The sequence below is a fragment of the Citrobacter sp. Res13-Sevr-PEB04-36 genome (assembly GCF_015672735.1).
Lineage (GTDB): Bacteria > Pseudomonadota > Gammaproteobacteria > Enterobacterales > Enterobacteriaceae > Citrobacter.
Window position 1 is genome coordinate 1 of the sequence record NZ_JADABY010000069.1, and the last position, 24,234, is coordinate 24,234.

The following is a 24,234-nucleotide window of genomic DNA, read 5'->3' on the forward strand; positions in this document are numbered from 1 at the left end:
TATTTATATTGAAAAATAAAATACCACTTAGAGTTATAGAGGATTACTTAAATCAATCTGTATTTTTTCTCTCTTACATCAGAGTAATATTACCTTTTTGGAAAATAATTTCATCTACAGAATGCGACAACAAAAGAATAACTCCTGAAAGCGTTTTTTAAAAAAATTGCCTACAAAATTAACTATAGGGTTTAAAATTGAAGCATTAATGTGGATAACTAGTTTAACCAGTGTCATATTTTTAATTATTAGTGGGTGTATCGTATAAAGAAGGGACTCCTTTTGGGAGTCCCTTCTTTAATTTTATTTCAATGCGCCATATATCTGATCAACAATCCAGCCATATGTAGCAGCAGGTAATAACCCACTCACAAAAACGTTTGGATTCACTTTAGGATCAGCAACTGGCGAATGTGGCCTGTTACCTAAAATCACAATAGCCATATGATTAACCGGGTCGTTAGAGGTCAGCGTTCCGGTCCAGCCTGTATGACCATATGTTTCTGAACTGGCTAATACACCAAACGTTGGCGTCATCGATGCGTTGCCGTTTACACGCCATCCCAGGCCAAACGTAGCGTCTTCTGACGAACTGCGAGTAAACTCCCTGACGGTTGCCTTATCGAACAGCTTAACGTTGCCATAGCCGCCCCCGTTAAGCATAACTTGCATCAGCACCGCCATATCGCTTGTATCAGAGAACAATCCAGCGTGGCCTGATACACCGCCCATTGAGTACCAGGCTTTTTCATCATGCACCTGGCCCCATATCGTACTGGTACGAATGTTAGGAAAGTTGATCACACCGTCACGAGTATTGCCATTGAGTTCCGTTGCGGCAATTTGTTGCTGAGTAAAACCTTTAACAAGCGGATTAAACACTGTGTGCTTTAATCCAAGTGGTTTATAAATATTATTTTCAACGTAGCGGTCCAGTGGCGTAGCCGTTACAGATTCGATTATGAAGTCGAGAATCATATAATCAACGTCACTGTAGATATGCTTTGTACCCGGCTGATACTCAAGCGGAGTTTTCTTTATCATTTCCAGTGTGGTGTCTTTATCCTGTGAAAATAAATCACCCGCGACTTTCTGGTTTGGATATTGTGGATCAGCAGGGAACCCCGCTACATGGTGGAGAATATCAGTGATACGGAGTGTATCCTTACCTTTAATTTTATCTACGGTAAATCGCTAAATCCCGGAATATATTTTGAAACCAAATCATTTACGCTAATTTTTCCTTCATACACGAGTTTTTGTAGTGCAAAATTTGTTGCATACATTTTTGTGTTTGAAGCGAGATCATACATAGTATTTGTTGTTGCTTTGATGGGATCAGCTAACGGGGTTGAACCTTCATATTTCTTCGCATAACCCCAGGCTTTCTGAAGAACAATATGATTATCTTTAATAACTAGAATATTGATTCCGGAGTACCCGGCATCAATTTTATTCTGAATCCAGCTATCCAGCTTGTTAAGTTTTTTAATATCAAAACCTACTTTTTCCGGGCTTGTGCTGGTCAATACCGGATAATCAATAGCAAAAGCTGAAACTGAAAAAGCAAGTAAGGCCGTCACAATAATATTAAGTTTCATGATTATTCCCTCAATCCAGATCTACGTTTTTACAGCCAAACAATGCCGTGATGATAAACCCTGCGATGTAGGAGATCAGAACACCGCCACCATAAACGGCAATCGCCGGAAGAATCCCACTGTTAGACGTCATGAGCGGTAATGCCACAAGCCCTGACGGGCCAAAGGCGCTGTTAAGACCGACAGGCAGACCAAACCATGCAATAGTACCAATAAACAGGCCTCCAATAGCACCACCGATACATGCCGTAATGAAGGGCTTCATTCGGGGTAACGTAACACCGTAGATCAATGGTTCGCCCACACCTAACAAACCAGGAATGATCGCCCCTTTAATCTGCGACCGCAGACTTGAGGTTTTATCTGCTTTCCAGTACAGAGCCAGCGCAGCACCAACCTGTCCGGCCCCCGCCATTGAAAGAATCGGAAACAGGCTGTTAAACCCTTGTATATCCATCAGAGCCAGATAAACAGGAATAAAGCCCTGGTGAACACCAAGTACTACAGCGATCAGGAATACACCCGCCAGTACCGCGCAACCGAGTGGGTTACTGTTTAAGTGCATAAACAGCCATGACATTCCCTGGAATAACCAGACACCAACAGGCATGATTACAATGAACGTCACAATGGCGGTCACAATTAACGTCAGCATCGACGTTAAAATCATATCGAGTTCATCAGGAATATAGTTTCTAAAGAATCGTTCAATTTTAGCACCTGCATAAGACGCTAACAGAATACCGATTATATTTCCTCGCGGATCAATTATATGGCCAAAAAAGTCCTGTAACCCGGAAAAATACCCGGCAGTAGCAGCAGGGTTATAACCCAGGATAAATAATGCTGCGATAATTGCGCCATTAACACCCGTTCCCCCAAATGCTTTTTGTGCGTTATATCCCACAAGAATTGGCAGGAAAGTGAATAAACCTTTACTGAAGATTTTAAGAAAATTTAACGTATCAGGCAATACTCCTTTTGCATCCGGTGCTACATGTGTTAGCGTTCCGATTAATGTAGCGATACCGAGCATTAAACCCGCTGCAATAAAACCAGGTATGAGGGGAGTAAAGATGGTTGCGAAGTTTGCTGTTTGCTTTTCATCTCGATTTCTTCAGAAGATTTTTTTAGCTTATGCGTCCTCTAATGTCGCTATCAGGCATCTTCTTGCTGATAATCTTAAATTACGCGCTCAACTCGAACGGGGTGGCGGTCGTAGTATTGAATCTATTCTGGATGATTTTTTAAGGGGTAATTTATGCCAACCCGCTTCATCGGCGTTCGTGAGATGTGCCGCCTGACGGGAAAATCATATTCTACCCTCTGGCGACTTTGCAAAAAAAGGGCGTTTCCGTTGCCTAAAAAAACATCAACGGGTACGTTTCTTGGCTGGCGAGAAGACGAGTATCAACGTTATGTTGAAACGGGCCAGATAGAAGAATTAACTAAACAAAAACCCGTCTGATGGCGGTTTTTTTTTGCTAAACTTCTTTCTGCAAATGACTAATGAATGAATATGCAGTTACCAGAATGCATGTGTGAGGTTACTCTAACATCACCCATTAGAACACCCATTCAAAAATATTGAATTAAAATTTATTGTCTAACAATATAAAAATAAACAAATTTTTCGTAATTTATAACTATTCTTGTAGGCCGGATAAGGCGTTTTACGCGGCCATCCGGCAGATATCTTGCCAGATGGCGTTTCGCTTATCAGCCTACAATTGGGATGTAGGCTTGGTTAGTTATCCTAACGCCTGAGCCAGCAGGGTTATTGGGTGTTCACAGCGCTTGCTGGTGGACATCTCAATCTGCCATTTGCAGGTTTCGCAGTCGGTGACGACAATATCGGCCCCGCTTTCCTCAATTTGGCGGAACAGTGGGGCTCCAATGGATTGCGAAGTGGGATAGTTTTCCTTTTTAAAGCCGTAGGTCCCGGCGATACCGCAGCACTGCGAGTCCAGCACCGTCAGTTCCAGACCTGGAATTTGACGCAGCAGCTCCAGCGTGTAGAGCGTCCAGCCCATTTTCTCCATATGGCAGGGGGTGTGATAGACCACCTTCAGCGGCAGTGTTTTTAGCGGCAGCGTTTGCCCGCCGTCCAGTTTGCGCCACAGCCAACGGGTGGCCAGCTCAATATGTTCACGCAGGCCCGTGTTGTCGACATCCAACACTTCGGGATATTCATCTCGTAGCGCAAAGGTGCATGTTGATGAAGTGGCTAACACTGGAATGCCTTTTCCGTCAATGGCTTCTCTGAGCGAGGCCACGTTGCTGACCGCCTGCTTACGCGCTTTATCGGTAAAACCGTTGGCGATCAGCGGTACACCGCAGCACTTCTCTTTACTCAGCAACTGTACACCGGTCCCCATCGCATTCAGCACTTTAATCAGGTCTTTGCCAAGCTGCGGATGGTTATAGTTCACAAAGCAGCCGTGAAAAAAGGCAACCTGATCCTGATACTGCGCCTGCTGCGCGGCAACGCTGCGATACCAGCGGCGGAAGGTACCAAAGGAGTACTTCGGCAGCGTGCGACGATGATCGATCTTCAACGCGTAATCCAGCAGCTGACGCACGGGCTTCAGCGAGGTGGCGGTATTGACGATTGGCGCGAACGGTGTGGAAACGCTGCCCATCAAATCGGTATGGCTTAAGACAAAGTTACGCAGCGAGGGGCGCGTGGTGTCATATTTGGCGCGCGCGCGCTGGATGATATCACCAATTTTTACATCTGACGGACAGGCCACTTCGCAGCGCTTACAGTTGATGCAGTATTTCAGCGCGTCGTCGTATAACGCGCCGTCTTTCAGGCGTAGACGTTCCCCGTCTGGCCCGGCCTGTTTCGGCCCAGGATAGCTCGGGTTGACGCGACTGACCGGGCAGGCGGTGGTGCACACCGTGCATTTGATACAACTTTCAAAACGTGTGTCGCTCATTGCTGGCCTCCTGCACGTTTCGCAATATGATGTGCGGCATGTAAGGCGCTTACTGCGCACACGCCGCCTCCGCAACCCTGGGCTATAGGGTCAAAACCGCCAAGCACCGATCCGATGGCAAACAGATTCTCTACTGTTTTTCCCGCCAAAGACGGACGCAGCGCTGCGTCGGTGGTCACGCCAAATTGTTGCCACGGCTGTGGGTCGAAAACGTCGCGCTGATACCACTGCGCGCGGGTCTCTGTTTGCTGGACATCCACACCAAGGATCGGTTCGTGGATGGCCTCGCGCGTTGCCACCAGTCCGCTGCTGAAGAAACTGCCGCTGGCGAGCACGGCAAAGCGTGGACGCAGTGGAATATCAGCATGATTGCGGGTCCACACTTCACTCACCACGCCATCCTTGCAGGTGATTTTTTTCACTTCGTCGCCCGGCATCCACACGCCGCCCTGACGCACAAACTGGCGCTGTAATTGATTGTGCAGGCGCATGCCCAGAACGGAAGGCGGTAAGGTCGGTAGTAGCATCAGCGAACAAGGCAGACGTTCGTTGAGCCACTGCCAGAGTCGGGAATCGGCGAGGCCGAAGCAGGCTGGCATAATTATCATGTCGCAGGTTTTTGCTATCGGCAACAGTGCGTCGTAAAGCAATGACCATTTATCTTCGTTATCCAGCAGACGGGCGATGTTAACCGCGCGAAACTCGGTGGGGTTATCACGCAGAACATCCAGTTCCGGCAGCTCGATTTCTGCGGTGTCGACGCTGAGGTTACGCTGGCTCAGCGAGGCGGCGGCGAGGTGCGCCTGAAAATCCAGTAACCCACTGATGCCCACTACGCAGATACGTTGCGCAGACAGCGGCCAGACAGGAACTTCCGGCGAGCTGAGCCAGGTTGAGCGCAAGGTGCCCAGCGGTGTCACGCGTTGATGTATCTGATGTACCTCGCCCTGCAACTGGGCTCCGGATTCTTTCAACAGGGTTTGCGCCTGCTGGGCCAGCGCCAGGACGTTCTGCGTTCCAATGATGCTATACGGATGCGCGGGCGCCTGAGTACGCAACGCATTCAGGCCTGCTTCTATATCCGTCACTGGTTGGCCATCTGGTAAGCAACTGAGCAAATCCAGTGAGCCGGAGGAAAAGTGCAGGGCGCTTTGGCCGCGAGTGACAATTGTGCAGCGCAGCCCGCTTTTTTGCAGTTGCAGACCGCACAGCAGCCCGGAAAGGCCGCCGCCGATAATGACGGTATCAAATTTCATCCTGGTGCTCCTTTTCCAGACCGCATAACCCCTGATACACCCAGCGCGTGAATTCGCTTTCGCGCAGCGCATCTCCCCAGGCGATAGGCTGCACGCCTTTCCAGCGCTCGTTGAGAAACTCTGAGAGCTGGGTGATGGACTGCGCGGCGGTGGTAACATTAAAACGTTGCAGCAAACCTGCAGCGCGGCAGGCACACAGCTCGCCCTGACAGGTGCCCATTCCAACACGGGTACGGCGACGCAAATCCAGCAGGCTGTTGACGGTTAAATTCTCGACGGCGTATTGCACTTCGCCTGCGGTAACTGCTTCGCACTCACAGACCAGGCTGCGGTGTTGACGACCTTCGCTCAACCACGCTGGGGTGCGATCGCCGTGACGGTAGACCGCCGAGCCGCGTAGCGGGGCGGGCAACGAGATCACGCGTTTAAGCGTATGCTCGGTAGATTCCTGCGAACCTGGCAGTGCGGTGTCTGCCGTTGTGCAAGGTTGAGTATTGCCCAGCTTACGGCAAACCGCATCGGTGGCCCATTCCGCCATCAGGCGGTAGGTCATCAGTTTGCCGCCGGTGATGGTGATAAATCCATCCAGACCGTCTCGTTCAGCGTGATCGAATAAAACAATGCCGCGGCTGACGTTACGACCGCTTGGGTCATCGTCGCTGGCGACCAGCGGGCGCACGCCGGAGTAAGCGCGCAAAATACGCGTTTTTGCCATAATCGGCGCCAGTTTCTCCCCTTCGCGCAGCAGAATATCCACCTCTTCAGCGGTGACGCGGTTGCTGTCGATATCGTCGTAATCGATATGCTGTGAGGTGGTGCCGATCAGCGAGATGGTGTCGCCAGGCACCAGAATATCGGCATCAGACGGCTTACGACAGCGGTTGATGACATGCTGGTTAATGCGATGATCCATGATCAGCAGTGAGCCTTTTGCCGGGAACATGCGGATGCTCAGATCGGCATATTCTGCAATTCGCTGGCCCCAGATCCCGGCGGCGTTCACCACCACCGGTGCATGCAGGGACTGCATCTCACCCGTGAGATGATTGCGCACATTTACGCCGCAGATGGTTGCACCTTCACGTATCAGTCCGGTTACTTCATGGGCAGTCAGGATGACGGCGCCATGCTCTCTGGCATCCAGCATGTTGGCGGCGGTTAAACGGAAGGGGTCTACGGTACCGTCTGGTACTTTTACTGCGCCAATCAACTGCGGGTTTACCGCTGGTTCGATAATACGAGCCTGCTTAGGGTCGATCGCTTCTGCGCGAATGCCCGCGTCTTCACAGGCGCGTATAAAGGTGGCCTGGAAGGAGAGTTCATCTTCCGGCAGTGTGATAAACAGACCGTCCGTTGGCTCAACGCAGTGGCGGGCGATACGTTTCAAAATTTGGTTTTCGCTAATACATTCACGTGCAGATTCAGCGTCGGTGACGGCATAGCGTGCACCGCTGTGCAGCAGGCCGTGGTTACGCCCTGTCGCACCGGTGGCAATATCGTGGCGTTCCACCAGAATGACGCGCAACCCGCGCAGGGCACAGTCGCGTGCGATCCCGGCACCTGTTGCTCCTCCACCAATGATAATCACGTCACTTGTTTGCGAGTCGCGAGTTTTCATTGTTTTCCCTCACAGTTCGTTTTTTATCATTTAGCCACATAAAAAACATGGATTGTTTGATTTCGCGCATAATCGCTCATTATTCGAAAATGAAACGTGATTTCGTGCGCCTTTATGAACATTTGTCATAAATCTGTAACAATATGTGCTGTGTTTCACATTATTGTGCGGGGTCTTTCCTTAACATCGCGGCCACACTGGGGGCGGTAGCGTCGTGATGACGTACTACAGTGTTTCCTTCGAATGAAAGACGGCCACGGAGGCTACATATTATGTTGAGCATTTTTAAACCTGCGTCACATACGACGCGTTTACCTGCAGCGGAAATCGATCCCACCTATCGTCGATTGCGCTGGCAGATTTTCTTGGGGATATTTTTTGGTTATGCCGCGTACTATCTGGTACGTAAGAACTTTGCCCTGGCGATGCCGTATCTGGTTGAGCAGGGTTTCTCCCGTGGCGATCTGGGTTTTGCGTTATCCGGTATTTCCATTGCCTATGGTTTTTCGAAATTCATCATGGGGTCCATTTCGGACCGCTCGAATCCGCGCGTTTTCCTGCCTGCTGGTCTGATTCTGGCTGCAGCGGTGATGTTGTTCATGGGCTTTGTGCCGTGGGCGACGTCCAGTATCGCGGTGATGTTTGTGCTGCTGTTCCTTTGCGGGTGGTTTCAGGGCATGGGGTGGCCACCGTGTGGTCGTACCATGGTGCACTGGTGGTCGCAGAAAGAGCGTGGCGGTATTGTTTCCGTGTGGAACTGCGCGCATAACGTCGGTGGCGGTCTGCCTCCGCTGCTGTTCCTGCTGGGTATGGCCTGGTTTAACGACTGGAAAGCGGCATTGTACATGCCGGCATTCGGTGCGATTGTTGTCGCCCTGATTGCTTTTGCCCTGATGCGCGATACCCCGCAATCCTGTGGCTTGCCGCCAATTGAAGAGTATAAGAACGACTATCCGGATGATTACAGCGAAAAAGCCGAAGAAGAGCTGACTGCGAAGCAGATCTTCATGCAGTACGTGCTGCCCAACAAACTGCTGTGGTACATCGCGATTGCTAACGTGTTTGTCTATTTACTGCGTTACGGCATCCTCGACTGGTCGCCGACCTACCTGAAAGAAGTGAAACATTTCGCACTGGATAAATCCTCCTGGGCCTACTTCCTGTATGAGTATGCGGGTATCCCGGGCACCCTGCTGTGTGGCTGGATGTCGGATAAAGTCTTCCGTGGCAACCGTGGCGCAACCGGCGTGTTCTTTATGACGCTGGTGACCATTGCAACGATCGTTTACTGGATGAACCCGGCGGGCAATCCGAACGTTGATATGGCATGTATGATTATCATCGGCTTCCTGATCTACGGTCCGGTCATGCTGATTGGTCTGCACGCGCTGGAACTGGCACCGAAAAAAGCGGCGGGTACGGCGGCAGGCTTTACCGGGTTGTTTGGTTACCTAGGCGGCTCCGTGGCGGCGAGCGCCATTGTCGGTTACACCGTTGACTTCTTCGGCTGGGACGGCGGCTTTATGGTGATGATTGGCGGCAGCGTGCTGGCGGTTATTCTGCTGGTAGTCGTCATGTTTGGTGAAAAGCGCCATCACGCAGAGATGGAACTGAAGCGCAACGGGGGATAATAGATGAAAACCACATTGAAAAGTCTCAGCGTCGCGTTGATGCTGACCGGTATGGTGGTCAGCAGCGCAGCCATCGCCGCAGATAAGATTGTGATTGCTCACCGTGGGGCCAGCGGCTATTTACCGGAGCATACGCTGCCGGCAAAAGCGATGGCCTATGCGCAGGGCGCGGACTATCTGGAGCAGGATCTGGTGATGACCAAGGACGACCATCTGGTCGTTCTGCATGACCACTATCTGGATCGCGTCACTGATGTCGCCGAGCGTTTCCCGGATCGCGCGCGTAAAGATGGTCGCTACTATGCCATTGATTTTACGCTGGATGAGATCAAATCACTGAAGTTTACCGAAGGTTTCGATATCGAAAATGGCAAACAGGTGCAGACGTACCCAGGGCGCTTCCCGATGGGTAAATCTGATTTCCGCGTGCATACGTTCGAAGAGGAGATCGAGTTCGTTCAGGGGTTAAATCATTCCACCGGTAAGAACATCGGTATCTATCCGGAAATTAAAGCGCCGTGGTTCCATCACCAGGAAGGGAAGGACATTGCTGCGAAGACGCTGGAAGTGCTGAAAAAGTACGGCTACAGCGACAAACAGGATAAAGTCTATCTGCAAAGTTTTGATGTAGCGGAACTTAAGCGCATCAAGAATGAGCTGGAACCCAAAATGGGGATGGATCTCAACCTGGTGCAGCTGATTGCCTATACCGACTGGAATGAAACCCAGGAGAAAAAGCCGGACGGTAGTTGGGTGAATTACAACTACGACTGGATGTTCAAGCCAGGCGCGATGAAGCAGGTTGCTGAGTACGCGGACGGAATCGGTCCGGACTATCATATGCTGGTCGATGAGAAGTCGAAGAAAGGCAACATCGTGTTGACCGGGATGGTGAAGGACGCGCATCAGAACAAGATGACGGTGCATCCGTATACCGTGCGGGCCGATCAGCTGCCGGACTATACGACGGATGTGAATCAGCTGTATGACATCTTGTATAACAAGGCGGGCGTTGACGGGTTGTTCACCGACTTCCCCGACAAAGCGGTGATGTTCCTGCATAAGCAGTAACGCTATCTGGCCTGCGATAGCATTCTATTGCAGGCCTTTTCAGCGGCGGATTCCCGAACGGTTAGATCAGACCGTCTGCGGTCAGTGTTTCCATACATGCCTGCAGTAAATATAAAGGGCTGCCGTCTACCGGCGGCTCTTTTGCCAGTAATGATATTTGCCGATAAAACGTTGGCTCCAGCGCCACCGAACGTATTTGCCCACCAACCGCTTTCAATGTGAGCTCCGGTAACAATGCGATCCCCAGCCCCTGGCGAATAAAACTGATTGCCGTATCCGGGTGGTTGAACTCGTACTTAATGATCGGCTCAATACCTTGTTCTTTAAATAACGCCATGATGCTTAATTCATAACGCCCTTTACTGATAATCAGCGGTTCTCCCACCAGTTCTTCTACTGAGATTGTGGCTTTGGCCGCCAGCGGGTGAGCCTCGGGGACAACGACGGTGAATTTGTCCCGATAAACCGGCACGCAGTACATACCACTGACCGGAAAGTGAACAAAACCAGCATCAATGTTCCTGCTCTGCAGTGAATCAATAATGGCGCTGCTGTTCTCCTCATAGGGAATGATTTTGATGTTCGGATGATGTTGTTCGAAGTAGCGGATGATGCCGGGCAAAATGCAGGCGCAGGCGCTGGGAAAACAGCCGATGTGCAACGTTCTGGCGGGGTTTTGTTTCTCTTGTTCGGAGATCTCTTTCACGGCATTCGTTTGCCCAATGATGGTCCGCAAATGCGGCACCAGGCGGGCGCCTACGGGGGTGAGCTGAATATCTTTGCGTCGTTCGCGGATCAATATATCAACCCCCAACTCTTCTTCCAGCGCCGAGATAGCCTGACTGACGGCGGACTGGGTGGTGTATAGCCGCTTGCTGGCTTCGGTAAAACCACCATATTCGAGCACGGCCAGCAGGGCGTGGATCTGGGTTAGTGTCATTAGTTATCTCTAATTAATGTGATTAAAATGATTAATTTCTCTAATAAAGTAAGTCTGTTTATACTGGTTTTCTACCTTAAATGCCTAAAATAATTTGCGTAGCTACCACACAGGCAACGTGAAGTATGACGGGTGTTAATCACATTTTGACGCACCTGTCCGTTGTTCAGTTGATCTGAGCGTTGCCTGCGTGCGCCGCCAGGGCAGGTTACCGAGTATGAAAGAAAAACTGTGGACGAAAGATTTTTGGGCCATCACGATCGTTAGCTTTATTATTTTTTTTGTTTTTTACGTCCTGTTGACGCTGCTGCCGATTTATATTTCGGATCGTCTGCATGCGACCCCTGACAAGGCGGGTTTATTAGTCACTTTCTTTTTGGGGGCCGCCATTGTCGTGCGTCCGTTTGCCGGACAATGGGTGGGGAAATATTCGAATAAAACGATTCTGGTGCTCTCTTCTCTGGCCTTTTTGGTGGTCACCGCGCTGTATCCTGTTTGCCATTCAATTGAATCACTGCTGTTTATTCGGGTGCTTCATGGTATGACGTTTGGCGTTATTACCACGGTAAAAGGGACGATTTCCGCGCGGCTGATACCGGCCTCCCGACGTGGGGAGGGCATCAGCTTTTTCTCTTTAGCCATGGGCCTGGCGATGGTCATTGGACCGTGGGTTGGGCTGAACATGGCGCGCTGGGAGGCCTTTACTTCCGCGTTCTGGCTTTGTACGGCGGTAGCGGCGGTGGGCATTGTGCTGTCATTGATTGTTGCCGTGCCGCCGGTGATTCGTCATGCCGATGGCTCGCAGCCTAAGCTGGGATTTGCCGCCATGTTTGACCGTGCCGCCTTGCCTTTTGCCATGGTGACCTTCTTCATGACCTTTTCCTACGCCGGGGTATCTGCCTTCCTGGCGCTGTATGCGCGTGAACTGGATTTGATGGCTGCCGCCAGTAACTTCCTGCTTTGTTACGCCGTCTGCCTGATGGTCTGCCGAACATTTACCGGCAATGTTTGTGATAAAAAAGGGCCAAAATACGTGGTTTACCCATGTCTGGTCGCCTTTACCGTAGGGCTGGTGGCGCTGGGTTATACGCACGGTAGCATGATGATGATTATTGCCGGAGGATTAATTGGCATTGGTTACGGCTCGGTAACGCCAGTGTTCCAGACGCAAATTATTAGCTCGGTTGAACCGCATAAAATTGGCATTGCTAATTCTTTGTTTTTCAATGCGATGGATGCGGGAATGGCGATTGGGGCGTTTATCATGGGGATGATGGTCGAGGGCGTGGGGTATCGGGCGATTTATCTGGTCGGTGCCGTGCTGGTAGTACTGGCGGGGGCGCTGTACATCATGCAGATGAAAAAACGCGGAGACGTGGTACTGGTCTCCGCGCATGAAGTCCACTAGGCGTTACATCTCAATCTCAATATCACCCTTTGCCCGGCAGCAGCAGGGCAATATCTCACCCGGCTGAATAAAGGCCAAAGGCTCTGCAATCCAGTCAACCTGACCCGCTACCAGGCGGGTGCGACAGGAGCCGCAGTAGCCTTCACGACATTGATACTCGACCTCAACATTGTGCGATTCGAGTGCGGCCAATAGGGAAGGATGTTCATCCTGGCACAGCAGTTGCGTGCCAGAGATGCGCAGAGTCACGCGACCCATCAGAGCTGGAAATTACTCAGATCGTCGGTATCGACTTCGGCGTCAATTTGCCCGACCAGATAAGAGCTGACTTCCACTTCCTGCGGTGCAACCTGTACGTTATCGGACACCAGCCAGGTGTTGATCCACGGGATAGGGTTTGAACGCGTCTGGAAGGGCAGGTCAAGCCCTACGGCCTGCATACGAATATTGGTGATGTACTCGACGTACTGGCACAGAATGTCTTTGTTCAGGCCAATCATCGAACCGTCGCGGAACAGGTAATCTGCCCACTCTTTTTCCTGCACAGCGGCCTGTACAAACAGGTCGTAGCAATCCTGTTTACACTCCTCAGCAATCTCTGCCATTTCCGGATCGTCTACGCCGCTGCGCAACAGGTTCAGCATATGCTGGGTACCGGTCAGGTGCAGGGCTTCGTCACGGGCGATCAGGCGAATGATTTTCGCGTTGCCTTCCATCAGTTCGCGCTCGGCAAAAGCGAAAGAGCAGGCGAAGCTGACGTAGAAGCGGATCGCTTCCAGCGCGTTAACGCTCATCAGGCACAGATACAGTTTCTTCTTCAGCTCGCGCAGGCTCACGACAACCGTCTTGCCATTGACCGTGTGCGAACCTTCACCCAGCAGATGCCAGTAGCTGGTCATCTCGATTAACTCATCGTAGTAACTGGAAATGCCTTCTGCGCGTTTTTGGATCTGCTCATTGGTGACGATATCGTCAAACACCACAGCCGGATCGTTAACGATGTTACGAATGATATGAGTGTAAGAGCGGGAGTGAATGGTTTCGGAGAAGGCCCACGTTTCTACCCAGGTTTCCAGCTCAGGGATCGAGATCAGCGGTAACAGCGCCACGTTTGGGCTGCGTCCCTGGATGGAGTCCAGCAGGGTCTGATACTTCAGGTTGCTGATAAAAATGTGTTTTTCATGTTCTGGTAGTGCCTGAAAGTCAATGCGGTCGCGAGAAACATCGACCTCTTCCGGACGCCAGAAGAAAGAGAGTTGCTTTTCGATCAGTTTTTCGAAAATGTCATATTTTTGCTGATCATAGCGCGCGACGTTCACCGGCTGGCCGAAAAACATCGGTTCCAGAAGCTGGTCATTTTTCGTCTGTGAAAAAGTGGTGTATGCCATTGATGTGAATCCTTTGTGGGATGAGCGCCGGATGGCGGTGCAAGCACCTTACCCGGCCTACAAACCGTGCAATCGTAGGCCGGGTAAGCATAGCGCCACCCGGCATTATTCATCAGATCTTACATGCGCCGCTTTCGCAGCCATCGTCCTGGATGGACGGCACCATATCATCCTGAGTATCTTCAGCACCGTCACGGGTGTTCTGATAATACAGCGTTTTGACACCGAATTTGTAGGCGGTGAGCAGGTCTTTCAGCAACTGCTGCATCGGCACTTTCCCTGACGGGAAACGGGACGGATCGTAATTGGTATTGGCTGAAATCGACTGATCGATAAACTTCTGCATTACGCCAACCAGTTGCAGGTAGCCGTCGTTATTGGGCATTTCCCACAGCAGTTCATAGGCATTTTTCAGGTGTACGTAATCCGGCACTACCTGACGCAGGATGCCATCTTTCGATGCTTTGATACTCACGTGACCGCGCGGCGGCTCAATGCCGTTGGTGGCGTTGGAGATCTGCGAAGAGGTCTCAGACGGCATCAGGGCAGAGAGCGTGGAGTTACGCAGACCGTGAGTCTTGATCGATTCACGTAATGCTTCCCAGTCGTGGTGCAGCGGTTCGTTGACGATGGCATCCAGATCTTTCTTGTAGGTATCGATTGGCAGAATACCTTTGGCATAGGTGGTTTCGTTAAACCACGGGCACGCGCCTTGCTCTTTAGCCAGCTCATTCGAGGCTTTCAGCAGGTAGTACTGAATGGCTTCAAAGGTTTTGTGGGTCAGGTTATTGGCGCTGCCATCAGAGTAACGTTTACCGTTTTTCGCCAGCCAGTAAGCGTAGTTGATCACGCCAATACCCAGCGTACGGCGACCCATAGCGCCACGTTTGGCGGCCGGGATTGGGTAATCCTGGTAATCCAGCAGCGCATCCAGTGCACGTACCGCCAGCACGGCCAGCTCTTCCAGTTCGTCGAGGCTGTTGATAGCCCCGAGGTTAAAGGCAGACAGCGTACACAGGGCAATTTCACCGTTTTCGTCGTTAACGTCGGTCAGCGGTTTGGTCGGCAGCGCGATTTCCAGACACAGGTTGGACTGACGCACCGGTGCGATAGCCGGATCAAACGGGCTGTGGGTGTTGCAGTGGTCAACGTTCTGGATGTAGATACGACCGGTAGAGGCGCGTTCCTGCATCATCAGCGAGAACAGCTCAACGGCTTTTACGCGCTGTTTACGAATGCTGTCATCGTTTTCGTATTGGGTATACAGACGCTCGAATTCGTCTTGATCGGCGAAGAACGCGTCGTACAGGCCTGGAACGTCGGACGGGCTGAACAGGGTGATGTCGCCGCCTTTCAGCAGGCGGGTGTACATCAGCTTGTTGATCTGCACGCCGTAGTCCATGTGACGAACGCGGTTACCCTCGACACCACGGTTGTTTTTCAGTACCAGCAGGCTTTCGACTTCCAGATGCCACATCGGGTAGAACAGTGTGGCCGCACCGCCGCGCACGCCGCCCTGAGAACAGGATTTCACCGCAGTCTGGAAGTGCTTGTAGAACGGGATACAGCCGGTATGGAACGCTTCACCGCCACGAATCGGGCTACCCAGCGCACGAATGCGACCGGCGTTAATGCCGATACCGGCGCGCTGGGAAACGTATTTCACGATGGCGCTGGAGGTGGCGTTGATGGAATCCAGGCTGTCGCCGCACTCGATCAGGACGCAGGAGCTGAACTGACGGGTTGGGGTACGCACGCCAGACATAATCGGCGTTGGCAGCGAAATTTTGAACGTCGAAACGGCGTCGTAGAAACGCTTAACGTATTCCAGACGAGTTGCACGCGGGTAGTTCGAGAACAGGCAAGCAGCCACCAGAATGTAGAGGAACTGGGCGCTTTCGTAAATCTCACCGGTGACGCGGTTTTGTACCAGATATTTGCCTTCTAACTGCTTCACGGCAGCATAGGAGAAGGTCATATCGCGGTCGTGCACGATGAACGAGTCCATCTGCTTGAACTCTTCTTCCGTGTAGTCTTCCAGCAGATGATTGTCGTATTTGCCCATCTCAACCATTTTTACAACATGGTCGAACAGCGCTGGTGGCTCGAACTCGCCGTAGGCTTTTTTGCGCAAGTGGAAAATCGCCAGGCGAGCAGCCAGATATTGATAATCCGGTGCCTCGCGGGAGATGAGGTCGGCGGCCGCTTTGATAATCGTTTCGTGGATATCAGAGGTCTTAATACCGTCATAAAACTGAATGTGGGAGCGCAACTCGACCTGAGAAATCGATACGTTATTCAGTCCTTCTGCCGCCCAATCCAGAACTCGGTGGATTTTGTCGAGATTGATGCGCTCTGTACTACCATCACGCTTTGTCACCAGCAGACTCTGATTCATGTGGTTTTTTACCTGTCTGTGAAAGAAAAAATATCCCCCATATTATCCACAGTGCCATGTTGTGACTAAGTCTGTGGATAAATACTATATGTAGGGGTTGTTTGATAAGATAGACGCTATATGGTGAGTATTCTAGTAGGGATTCTTTTCAGTACAAGAGTTGATTTTGGCGTTAAATTGAGGTTGCAAAAGGGTAATAATCGCTAAGTGCGCGTCTTATAAGGCCTGGCGAGGATGTCAATAATTGAGAAAAAAAATAGAAAATTTGATCGAGTGCTGATTTCTTCATCGAAGAGCGATTACGTTATATGATCTGGCACAGAGTTTGTACGCCTGATAAGCGAAAACGTCATCAGGCGTACAGGTAAGTTACTCGGCTTTCGCGGTGGTGTGCACCATATAGTTCACGTCCACGCCTGGACCCAGCTTAAAGGTGTTGGTGATCGGGTTGTAGTGCAGGCCGGTCATGTGGCGCTCTTTTAACACCGTCTGATCAACCCACTGTAACAACTCCGCCGGTTTAATGAATTTTTTCACATCATGCGTGCCCTTCGGTACCATGCGCAGAATGTACTCCGCGCCAACCACCGCCATCAGCCATGACTTGCCGTTGCGGTTGAGCGTGGAGAAAAATACCTCGCCGCCAGGCTTCACCAGTTGGGCGCAGGCTCTGACCACCGACTGCGGATCAGGCACGTGTTCCAGCATCTCCATGCAGGTCACTACGTCGTACTGGTGTGCATGTTTTTCGGCGTGTTGTTCCACGGTTTCTTGCACGTATTCCACCTGAATTCCGCTTTCCAGCGCATGAAGTTTTGCCACCTGAAGCGGTTCAAAGCCCATATCCAGGCCAGTGACCGTCGCGCCTTCGCGTGCCATGCTCTCAGCCAGAATACCGCCGCCGCAACCGACGTCGAGCACTTTTTTACCAAACAGACCGCCTGACCGTTCGGTGATATAGCCCAGACGCAGCGGGTTAATGCGGTGCAGAGGCTTAAATTCACCCTCAAGATCCCACCAGCGCGACGCGACTGCTTCAAATTTGGCAATTTCTTCATGGTCAACGTTGTGAGTTACCGGAGGTTTTTCGGCATTCATTGGGGCTTCTACTCCTTAATTAGCAATGCAAATGAGTATATCAGCCTGACGGGATGAATAAAGCCTCTCTCTGGGGGAATCCATTTACCTGAATCTGCACGGATGTGTTATAATTTGCGACCTTTGAATCCGGGATACAGTAGAGGGATAGCGGTTAGATGAGCGACCTTGCGAGAGAAATTACACCGGTCAACATTGAGGAAGAGCTGAAGAGCTCCTATCTGGATTATGCGATGTCGGTCATTGTTGGCCGTGCGCTGCCGGACGTCCGAGATGGCCTGAAGCCGGTTCACCGTCGCGTACTTTACGCCATGAACGTATTGGGCAACGACTGGAATAAAGCCTATAAAAAATCTGCCCGTGTCGTTGGTGACGTAATCGGTAAATACCACCCTCATGGTGATACCGCCGTTTACGACACCATTGTTCGTATGGCGCAGCCATTCTCCTTGCGTTACATGCTGGTGGATGGTCAGGGTAACTTTGGTTCTGTCGATGGCGACTCCGCCGCAGCGATGCGTTATACGGAAATCCGTATGTCGAAAATCGCCCACGAGCTGATGGCTGACCTGGAAAAAGAAACGGTTGATTTCGTCGATAACTACGACGGCACCGAACGCATTCCGGACGTCATGCCGACCAAAATTCCTAACCTGCTGGTGAACGGTTCGTCCGGTATCGCGGTAGGTATGGCGACCAACATTCCGCCGCATAACCTGACGGAAGTGATTAACGGCTGTCTGGCCTACATTGATGATGAAGACATCAGCATTGAAGGGCTGATGGAACACATCCCAGGCCCGGACTTCCCGACCGCCGCGATCATCAACGGTCGTCGCGGTATTGAAGAAGCCTACCGTACTGGTCGCGGCAAAGTGTACATTCGCGCCCGCGCGGAAGTCGAAGCTGACGCGAAAACCGGTCGTGAAACCATTATCGTGCACGAAATTCCGTATCAGGTGAACAAAGCGCGCCTGATCGAGAAAATTGCCGAGCTGGTAAAAGACAAACGCGTGGAAGGCATCAGCGCGCTGCGTGACGAGTCTGATAAAGACGGTATGCGCATCGTGATTGAAGTGAAACGTGACGCGGTCGGGGAAGTGGTTCTCAACAACCTTTACTCCCAGACCCAGCTGCAGGTCTCCTTCGGTATTAACATGGTTGCGCTGCACCATGGTCAGCCGAAGATCATGAACCTGAAAGACATTATCGCTGCGTTTGTGCGTCACCGTCGTGAAGTGGTTACCCGCCGTACTATCTTTGAACTGCGTAAAGCCCGCGACCGTGCCCACATTCTTGAAGCGCTGGCGATTGCACTGGCCAACATCGACCCGATCATTGAACTGATCCGTCGTGCGCCGACCCCGGCTGAAGCAAAAGCCGGACTGGTTGCGCGTTCGTGGGAACTGGGTAACGTTTCTGCGATGCTGGAACGTGCCGGTGATGACGCTGCGCGTCCTGAATGGCTGGAAGCTGAGTTTGGCGTGCGTGACGGTCAGTACTACCTGACTGAACAGCAGGCACAGGCGATTCTGGATCTGCGTTTGCAGAAACTGACCGGCCTTGAGCATGAAAAACTGCTCGACGAATACAAAGAGCTGCTGGAGCAGATCGCTGAACTGCTGCACATTCTGGGCAGCGCCGATCGTCTGATGGAAGTGATCCGTGAAGAGATGGAGCTGGTTCGTGAGCAGTTCGGTGATGAACGTCGCACCGAAATCACCGCTAACAGCGCTGACATCAATATCGAAGATCTGATTACCCAGGAAGATGTTGTCGTGACCCTGTCTCACCAGGGTTACGTTAAATATCAGCCGTTAACCGATTACGAAGCACAGCGTCGTGGCGGTAAGGGTAAATCAGCAGCACGTATCAAAGAAGAAGACTTCATCGACCGCCTGCTGGTGGCCAACACTCACGACACCATCCTCTGCTTCTCCAGCCGTGGTCGTCTGTACTGGATGAAGGTCTATCAGCTGCCGGAAGCGAGCCGTGGTGCGCGTGGACGTCCAATCGTCAACCTGCTGCCGCTGGAAGCCAACGAACGTATCACCGCGATTCTGCCGGTACGCGAGTACGAAGAGGGCGTGAACGTCTTTATGGCAACCGCTAGCGGTACCGTGAAGAAAACGGCGCTGACCGAGTTCAGCCGTCCACGTTCAGCCGGTATTATTGCGGTTAACCTGAATGAAGGCGACGAGCTGATTGGCGTGGATCTGACCTCCGGGTCTGACGAAGCGATGCTGTTCTCTGCCGCGGGTAAAGTGGTGCGCTTCAAAGAAGACGCCGTTCGTGCGATGGGTCGTACTGCGACCGGCGTACGTGGTATCAAACTGGCGGGCGAAGACAAAGTCGTTTCTCTGATTATTCCACGTGGCGAAGGCGCTATCCTGACCGTGACGCAAAACGGTTATGGTAAGCGTACTGCAGCGGAAGAGTATCCGACCAAGTCGCGTGCGACGCAGGGCGTTATCTCCATCAAAGTCACCGAACGCAACGGTTCCGTTGTTGGCGCGGTGCAGGTGACCGATAGCGACCAGATCATGATGATCACCGATGCTGGTACGTTGGTGCGTACTCGCGTGTCGGAAATCAGCGTGGTTGGGCGTAACACCCAGGGCGTGATCCTCATCCGCACGGCGGAAGATGAAAACGTGGTGGGTCTGCAACGTGTAGCTGAACCGGTTGATGACGAAGAACTGGATTCCATCGACGGAAGTGTTGCGGAAGGGGACGATGATATCGCGCCTGAAGCAGAAAGCGATGACGATGCGGCGGATGACGCAGAAGAGTAATTAAGTCGTAATGAGAAGGGCCGGAGAAATCCGGCCCTTTTTTTTAGTTCATCCTTTCTACAATCATTGCAATCCCCTGACCGCCGCCGATGCACAGTGTAGCCAGTCCGAGGGTTTTATCCCGCGCCTGTAGGGCGTGTAGTAGCGTGACCAGAATACGCGCCCCGCTGGCGCCGATAGGGTGCCCAAGCGCAATTGCTCCACCGTTGACATTCACCTTTTGCGTATCAAAGCCCAGTGTTTTCCCCACTGCCAGAAACTGTGCGGCAAACGCCTCATTGGCCTCAATCAGGTCGATATCAGACAATTGAAGCCCGCTCAGTCGCAGCGCTTTTTGCGTCGCCGGAACCGGCCCCATGCCCATCATCGCGGGTGCAACGCCACTGCTGGCATAGGCCTTGATACGTGCCAGTGGTTTCAGTCCGGCGGCCATCGCCGCTGATTCTTCCATGATAACCAGTGCTGCAGCACCGTCGTTGATCCCCGAAGCATTACCGGCGGTGACGCTTCCTGTTTTGTCGAAAGCGGGACGCAATGCAGCCAGACCTTCTGCGCTGGTGTCAGCTTTAGGGAATTCATCACGATCAAAGACAATTGTTTTTTTCCGCGATACTACGCTCACAGGGACGATTTCCGCCTGAAATGCGCCCGATTCAATTGCTGATACCGCTTTATGCTGCGACATCAGTGCCAGTTCATCCTGCATCTCGCGGCTAATACCGTATTCGCGGGCGACATTTTCAGCAGTGATCCCCATATGGTAGCCGTGCTCGGCACAGATCAGACCATCGCGCAGGATGACATCGGACAACTGTCCGTCTCCAAGGCGATACCCCCAGCGGGCTTTGGCGTCCAACAAGTACGGTGCCTGGCTCATGTTTTCCATGCCGCCGGCGACAATTGCCTGAGCCTGCCCAGCCTGAATCGCCTGCGCAGCAAGTGCCACGCTTTTAAGGCCAGAGCCGCAGACTTTATTAATGGTAAAGCCACAAACAGTATCTGAGAGGCCGCTTTTTAACAGCGCCTGGCGTGCCGGATTCTGCCCGAGACCTGCCTGCAGCACGTTACCCATGATCACCTCGTCGACCTGTTGCGGGTCAAGGTGGGCGCGCTCAAGTGCGGCTCTAATGATGGTTGCTCCAAGCTCGACGGCACCGGTGGTGGCCAGTGCGCCATTGAAGCTACCGATTGCGGTGCGTGCCGCGCTGACGATGACACAATTTTTCATTTTTCTGTTCCTTCATGTAAGTGATTGCCGTCAGAACAAGGTCAATCCAATGACAAAAATGACGCCGGAGAAGATCAAGGCGGTGATGCAGTAGCCCATAATGTCGCGAACCCCCAACCCGGCGATGGCCAGTGCTGGTAACGCCCAAAACGGTTGCGCCATGTTCATCCACTGCTCGCCGTAGGCGATGGCCATGACTGATTTGCCAAGATCAGCACCGAGAGCCTGCGCAGCAGGCATGACGAACGGACCCTGAATAACCCAGTGCCCGCCGCCCGACGGCACGGCAAAGTTAATCAGTGCTGAGCTGAAGAAGGTCATCAGTGGGAAGGTATCTTTGTTGGCAACGTTAATGAAAAACTCGGTAATGAGCCCACCGAGACCGGAGTGCTCCATCATCAACTGAATACCGGCGTAGAAGGGGAATTGCACCAGAATCCCGGCGGTGCTACGTGCGGCAGCGCTGACGGCGCGCATATAGGCCATCGGCGTTTTGTGCAGCAGCAAACCGGCAATCATAAACATCAGGTTGACGGTATTAATGGTGATGTTGAAACCTTTCTCGGCAAAGTAGATGCCCAGATAGGCAATGCCTAATGCACCGATGATCAGCGCCAGAATGCGGCTCTCTTCCAGTTTTTCCGATGGCGGCGCGTCTGGCGGCAGTTTCTTCTGAAAATCCACTTCTTCCAGCAACAGTTTCGGATCGATGCTCACCACATCTGAAGGTTTTGGCGTCATCATGCGAGTGATGAACGGCATGACGACAATCAGCGCCACGGTGATGAAGATATTGAAGCCGGTGAAGAGGGTATCCGCGACAGGAATTAGTCCTGCTACGTGCTCAACCGGGTTGCCGGGCGTTGCTGCCAGCAAAGGCATTGAGCCGGAGAAGCCGCCGCCCCAGGTCAGAAAGCCGATGTAGGCGCAGGCAATCAGCAACGGATAATCGGAACCCGGTACCCGACGAGCGACTTCGCGGGCGAACATCGCCCCGACCACCAGACCAAATCCCCAGTTAATAACACAGGCTACCGAACCAAAAAAAGTGACCAGCATTACGCCCTGAGCGGGAGTTTTGGCGGCGGATGCCGCCGTACGCAGCAGGCTTTTCACCGGCCCGGAACTGGCTAACGCATGACCCGTCACGATGATCAGCGCCATTTGCATACCAAATGCCAGCAGGTTCCAGAAACCGTCACCCCAGAATCGCACCATGCTGACCGGCGTTTGCGGCGTTAGCCATAGTGCGATACCGAAAGTCAGCAACGTTAGCAGCATGGCAAAAATCAGCGGGTCGGGTAGCCAGCGGCTGACCACGCGCGTCATAAAGCGAGCGATACGACCAATCATGCGTCACCCCGCTGGATAACCAGATCGGCAGCAACATCGAATTGTGCTTCGGTTTTTCCACGTAGGGTGGCGATATCGCATCCTTCAGCAATTTCCGTCAGCCACATCTTGCCGTCGATAAAGCGGAAAACGGCAAGTTCGGTGACCAGCATATGTACCGCATGCTGGGCCGTCAGCGGCATGGTGCAGTGGCGGAGAATTTTTGCCGCGCCATCTTTTGCGCAATGCTCCATGGCGATAATCACTTTACGTGCGCCGGTGACCAGATCCATCGCGCCACCCATGCCGGGCACCATCTTGCCGGGAACTACCCAGTTGGCGAGGTTGGCCTGTTCATCGACCTGTAGCCCACCGAGGACACAAGCATCCACATGACCGCCGCGAATTAATGCGAACGACATGGCGCTATCAAACATGGCGGCACCCGGCAAAATACCGCATGGCTGTCCGCCAGCGTTCACCAGATCGGGATGGGCAGTGGTGACGGGCCCCAACCCAAGGAAACCATTCTCGGACTGCAGGGTGATATGAATATCTGCGGGCAGGTAGTTGGCAACCATCGTCGGTAGGCCGATGCCTAAGTTCACCACGTCGCCGTCGCGAAGCTCTTGCGCCACACGGCGCGCAATACGTTGTTTAGCATCCATGATTAGCTCTCCTGTGGAATGACGATATGGTCGATAACGGCGCCGGGGGTAACAATCTGGTCAGGGAGAAGTTCACCTGTTTCGACCATTTCATCCGGCTCCACCAGCGTGATGTCAGCGGCGAGGGCAATCAGCGGGTTAAAGTTACGGGCGCTGAGTTGATAGGTGAGGTTGCCAAGCATATCTGCGCGGTGCGCGCGAATAAGCGCCAGATCCGCACGCAATGGGCGTTCAAGCAGCCAGGTTTTACCATCAAGCATCATGGTCTGCTTGCCGTCTTCAACGATGGTGCCGACACCGGTAGGTGTCAGAAAGCCGCCAAGCCCGGCGCCGCCGCAGCGGATTTGCTCAATGAGTGTGCCTTGCGGTACCAGTTGTACGTCCATCTCACCGGCAATCATGCGCCGGCCTGTTTCAGGGTTGGTGCCAATGTGTGAGGCGATCACTTTGCTCACCCGACCATTGACGATCAGCGGCCCGATGCCGGTATCGACAAATGCGGTATCGTTGGCGATAAGTGTCAGGTCTCTGACGCCAGACTCTAGTAAAGCTTCAACCAAACGGGGTGGGGTACCAACCCCCATAAAACCACCGACCATGATGGTCATGCCGTCACGAAAGAGGCCTGCAGCGTCTTGTAAGGTAATCAGTTTTGTTTTCATTATGTTTCCCTTTTTGCATACTCCATTTTGGGTACGTTCAGGGAATTGCAAGCGGAATGCCAGGATGTCTAAATGGAGGGTTTAAACTTTAACGTATTGAATTTAATTATTTATTTTGAAATGTTTTATGTGAGGGTCGAGAGAGGACTATGCAGAGTTTTGCGCACTGTGCAAAATTCTGCATAGCAAATTTGCGTA

Annotated in this window: 17 protein-coding genes and 2 pseudogenes; 5 read left to right on the forward strand and 14 right to left on the reverse strand. The window is 52.2% G+C overall.

What is annotated here, in order from left to right:
• Positions 1-303: 303 nt before the first annotated feature.
• Positions 304-1,601: pseudogene (pbp4b, locus tag IMQ48_RS19860) on the reverse strand (penicillin binding protein PBP4B).
• Between the two features lie 10 nt (positions 1,602-1,611).
• A pseudogene (gene murP, locus IMQ48_RS19865) lies at positions 1,612-2,694 on the reverse strand (PTS N-acetylmuramic acid transporter subunit IIBC); the annotation flags it as partial.
• Positions 2,695-2,862: 168 nt separating this feature from the next.
• Here murP and IMQ48_RS19870 point away from each other — a divergent pair.
• Entirely contained in the window at positions 2,863-3,069 is a 207-nt protein-coding gene (locus tag IMQ48_RS19870) for an AlpA family transcriptional regulator (protein ID WP_196210355.1), read from the forward strand.
• A 283-nt stretch (positions 3,070-3,352) separates the two neighbouring features.
• Here IMQ48_RS19870 and glpC read toward each other — a convergent pair whose 3' ends face one another.
• From glpC to glpA, 3 genes are read right to left on the reverse strand one after another with little or no spacing between them, the layout of a single operon-like run.
• Positions 3,353-4,543, reverse strand: coding sequence for an anaerobic glycerol-3-phosphate dehydrogenase subunit GlpC (gene glpC, locus IMQ48_RS19875; protein ID WP_096756399.1), 1,191 nt, complete (start codon positions 4,541-4,543; stop codon positions 3,353-3,355).
• Positions 4,540-5,799 carry a glycerol-3-phosphate dehydrogenase subunit GlpB gene (gene glpB / locus IMQ48_RS19880; protein ID WP_196210356.1) on the reverse strand — a complete coding sequence of 420 codons (1,260 nt, stop codon included), beginning with the start codon at positions 5,797-5,799 and terminating at the stop codon, positions 4,540-4,542. Before glpB ends, glpC begins: the two co-directional genes overlap by 4 nt.
• Positions 5,789-7,417, reverse strand: a complete 1,629-nt coding sequence (gene glpA, locus IMQ48_RS19885) for an anaerobic glycerol-3-phosphate dehydrogenase subunit A (RefSeq protein ID WP_196210357.1) — start codon at positions 7,415-7,417, stop codon at positions 5,789-5,791. The genes glpB and glpA overlap by 11 nt, the downstream gene beginning before the upstream one ends.
• Before the next feature lie 272 nt (positions 7,418-7,689).
• Between glpA and glpT the strand changes: the two genes are divergently transcribed.
• Together glpT and glpQ are read left to right on the forward strand one after the other, a co-directional pair.
• Entirely contained in the window at positions 7,690-9,048 is a 1,359-nt protein-coding gene (glpT, locus tag IMQ48_RS19890) for a glycerol-3-phosphate transporter (protein WP_181217928.1), read from the forward strand.
• A 3-nt stretch (positions 9,049-9,051) separates the two neighbouring features.
• A complete protein-coding gene (glpQ, locus tag IMQ48_RS19895; protein ID WP_196210358.1) occupies positions 9,052-10,119 on the forward strand; it encodes a glycerophosphodiester phosphodiesterase in 1,068 nt (355 codons plus the stop codon).
• Between the two features lie 61 nt (positions 10,120-10,180).
• Here the strand turns inward: glpQ and IMQ48_RS19900 are convergent, their stop codons facing one another.
• Positions 10,181-11,059 (reverse strand): LysR family transcriptional regulator, encoded by an 879-nt coding sequence (locus tag IMQ48_RS19900; RefSeq protein ID WP_196210359.1) that lies wholly within the window; start codon positions 11,057-11,059, stop codon positions 10,181-10,183.
• A 217-nt stretch (positions 11,060-11,276) separates the two neighbouring features.
• Between IMQ48_RS19900 and IMQ48_RS19905 the strand changes: the two genes are divergently transcribed.
• On the forward strand, positions 11,277-12,467 hold the full coding sequence (locus IMQ48_RS19905) for an MFS transporter (protein ID WP_196210360.1): 1,191 nt from the start codon (positions 11,277-11,279) through the stop codon (positions 12,465-12,467).
• A gap of 3 nt (positions 12,468-12,470) precedes the next feature.
• Here the strand turns inward: IMQ48_RS19905 and yfaE are convergent, their stop codons facing one another.
• The 4 genes from yfaE to ubiG all read right to left on the reverse strand — a co-directional run bounded on the left by yfaE (position 12,471) and on the right by ubiG (position 17,351).
• Positions 12,471-12,725, reverse strand: coding sequence for a ferredoxin-like diferric-tyrosyl radical cofactor maintenance protein YfaE (gene yfaE, locus IMQ48_RS19910; protein ID WP_135321220.1), 255 nt, complete (start codon positions 12,723-12,725; stop codon positions 12,471-12,473).
• Positions 12,725-13,855: a class Ia ribonucleoside-diphosphate reductase subunit beta gene (nrdB, locus tag IMQ48_RS19915; protein WP_135911700.1), complete on the reverse strand. Its 1,131-nt coding sequence runs from the start codon at positions 13,853-13,855 to the stop codon at positions 12,725-12,727. Before nrdB ends, yfaE begins: the two co-directional genes overlap by 1 nt.
• A gap of 112 nt (positions 13,856-13,967) precedes the next feature.
• Positions 13,968-16,253 (reverse strand): class 1a ribonucleoside-diphosphate reductase subunit alpha, encoded by a 2,286-nt coding sequence (gene nrdA, locus IMQ48_RS19920; RefSeq protein ID WP_196210361.1) that lies wholly within the window; start codon positions 16,251-16,253, stop codon positions 13,968-13,970.
• Between the two features lie 369 nt (positions 16,254-16,622).
• A complete protein-coding gene (ubiG, locus tag IMQ48_RS19925) occupies positions 16,623-17,351 on the reverse strand; it encodes a bifunctional 2-polyprenyl-6-hydroxyphenol methylase/3-demethylubiquinol 3-O-methyltransferase UbiG (RefSeq protein WP_196210362.1) in 729 nt (242 codons plus the stop codon).
• 158 nt (positions 17,352-17,509) lie between these two features.
• Between ubiG and gyrA the strand changes: the two genes are divergently transcribed.
• Positions 17,510-20,146, forward strand: coding sequence for a DNA topoisomerase (ATP-hydrolyzing) subunit A (gene gyrA / locus IMQ48_RS19930; RefSeq protein WP_196210363.1), 2,637 nt, complete (start codon positions 17,510-17,512; stop codon positions 20,144-20,146).
• 43 nt (positions 20,147-20,189) lie between these two features.
• On the opposite strand, the gene IMQ48_RS19935 is transcribed toward gyrA, so the two are convergent.
• From IMQ48_RS19935 to atoD, 4 genes are read right to left on the reverse strand one after another with little or no spacing between them, the layout of a single operon-like run.
• The gene (locus IMQ48_RS19935) at positions 20,190-21,374 is read right to left on the reverse strand and encodes an acetyl-CoA C-acetyltransferase (protein WP_196210364.1); all 1,185 of its coding nucleotides are present in this window, start codon (positions 21,372-21,374) and stop codon (positions 20,190-20,192) included.
• A gap of 30 nt (positions 21,375-21,404) precedes the next feature.
• Positions 21,405-22,727, reverse strand: a complete 1,323-nt coding sequence (locus tag IMQ48_RS19940; RefSeq protein WP_196210365.1) for a TIGR00366 family protein — start codon at positions 22,725-22,727, stop codon at positions 21,405-21,407.
• Positions 22,724-23,374 (reverse strand): 3-oxoacid CoA-transferase subunit B, encoded by a 651-nt coding sequence (locus tag IMQ48_RS19945; RefSeq protein ID WP_196210366.1) that lies wholly within the window; start codon positions 23,372-23,374, stop codon positions 22,724-22,726. The genes IMQ48_RS19940 and IMQ48_RS19945 overlap by 4 nt, the downstream gene beginning before the upstream one ends.
• Before the next feature lie 2 nt (positions 23,375-23,376).
• Complete coding sequence (atoD, locus tag IMQ48_RS19950; protein ID WP_196210367.1) at positions 23,377-24,036, reverse strand: acetate CoA-transferase subunit alpha; 660 nt, start codon at positions 24,034-24,036, stop codon at positions 23,377-23,379.
• Between the last annotated feature and the right edge of the window lie 198 nt (positions 24,037-24,234).

Bases quoted from the DNA above. Each gene is read 5' to 3' on its own strand.
- IMQ48_RS19870 (WP_196210355.1), top strand. From the start codon at position 2,863: ATGCCAACCCGCTTCATCGGCGTTCGTGAGATGTGCCGCCTGACGGGA.
- glpC (WP_096756399.1), bottom strand. From the start codon at position 4,543: ATGAGCGACACACGTTTTGAAAGTTGTATCAAATGCACGGTGTGCACC.
- glpB (WP_196210356.1), bottom strand. From the start codon at position 5,799: ATGAAATTTGATACCGTCATTATCGGCGGCGGCCTTTCCGGGCTGCTG.
- glpA (WP_196210357.1), bottom strand. From the start codon at position 7,417: ATGAAAACTCGCGACTCGCAAACAAGTGACGTGATTATCATTGGTGGA.
- glpT (WP_181217928.1), top strand. From the start codon at position 7,690: ATGTTGAGCATTTTTAAACCTGCGTCACATACGACGCGTTTACCTGCA.
- glpQ (WP_196210358.1), top strand. From the start codon at position 9,052: ATGAAAACCACATTGAAAAGTCTCAGCGTCGCGTTGATGCTGACCGGT.
- IMQ48_RS19900 (WP_196210359.1), bottom strand. From the start codon at position 11,059: ATGACACTAACCCAGATCCACGCCCTGCTGGCCGTGCTCGAATATGGT.
- IMQ48_RS19905 (WP_196210360.1), top strand. From the start codon at position 11,277: ATGAAAGAAAAACTGTGGACGAAAGATTTTTGGGCCATCACGATCGTT.
- yfaE (WP_135321220.1), bottom strand. From the start codon at position 12,725: ATGGGTCGCGTGACTCTGCGCATCTCTGGCACGCAACTGCTGTGCCAG.
- nrdB (WP_135911700.1), bottom strand. From the start codon at position 13,855: ATGGCATACACCACTTTTTCACAGACGAAAAATGACCAGCTTCTGGAA.
- nrdA (WP_196210361.1), bottom strand. From the start codon at position 16,253: ATGAATCAGAGTCTGCTGGTGACAAAGCGTGATGGTAGTACAGAGCGC.
- ubiG (WP_196210362.1), bottom strand. From the start codon at position 17,351: ATGAATGCCGAAAAACCTCCGGTAACTCACAACGTTGACCATGAAGAA.
- gyrA (WP_196210363.1), top strand. From the start codon at position 17,510: ATGAGCGACCTTGCGAGAGAAATTACACCGGTCAACATTGAGGAAGAG.
- IMQ48_RS19935 (WP_196210364.1), bottom strand. From the start codon at position 21,374: ATGAAAAATTGTGTCATCGTCAGCGCGGCACGCACCGCAATCGGTAGC.
- IMQ48_RS19940 (WP_196210365.1), bottom strand. From the start codon at position 22,727: ATGATTGGTCGTATCGCTCGCTTTATGACGCGCGTGGTCAGCCGCTGG.
- IMQ48_RS19945 (WP_196210366.1), bottom strand. From the start codon at position 23,374: ATGGATGCTAAACAACGTATTGCGCGCCGTGTGGCGCAAGAGCTTCGC.
- atoD (WP_196210367.1), bottom strand. From the start codon at position 24,036: ATGAAAACAAAACTGATTACCTTACAAGACGCTGCAGGCCTCTTTCGT.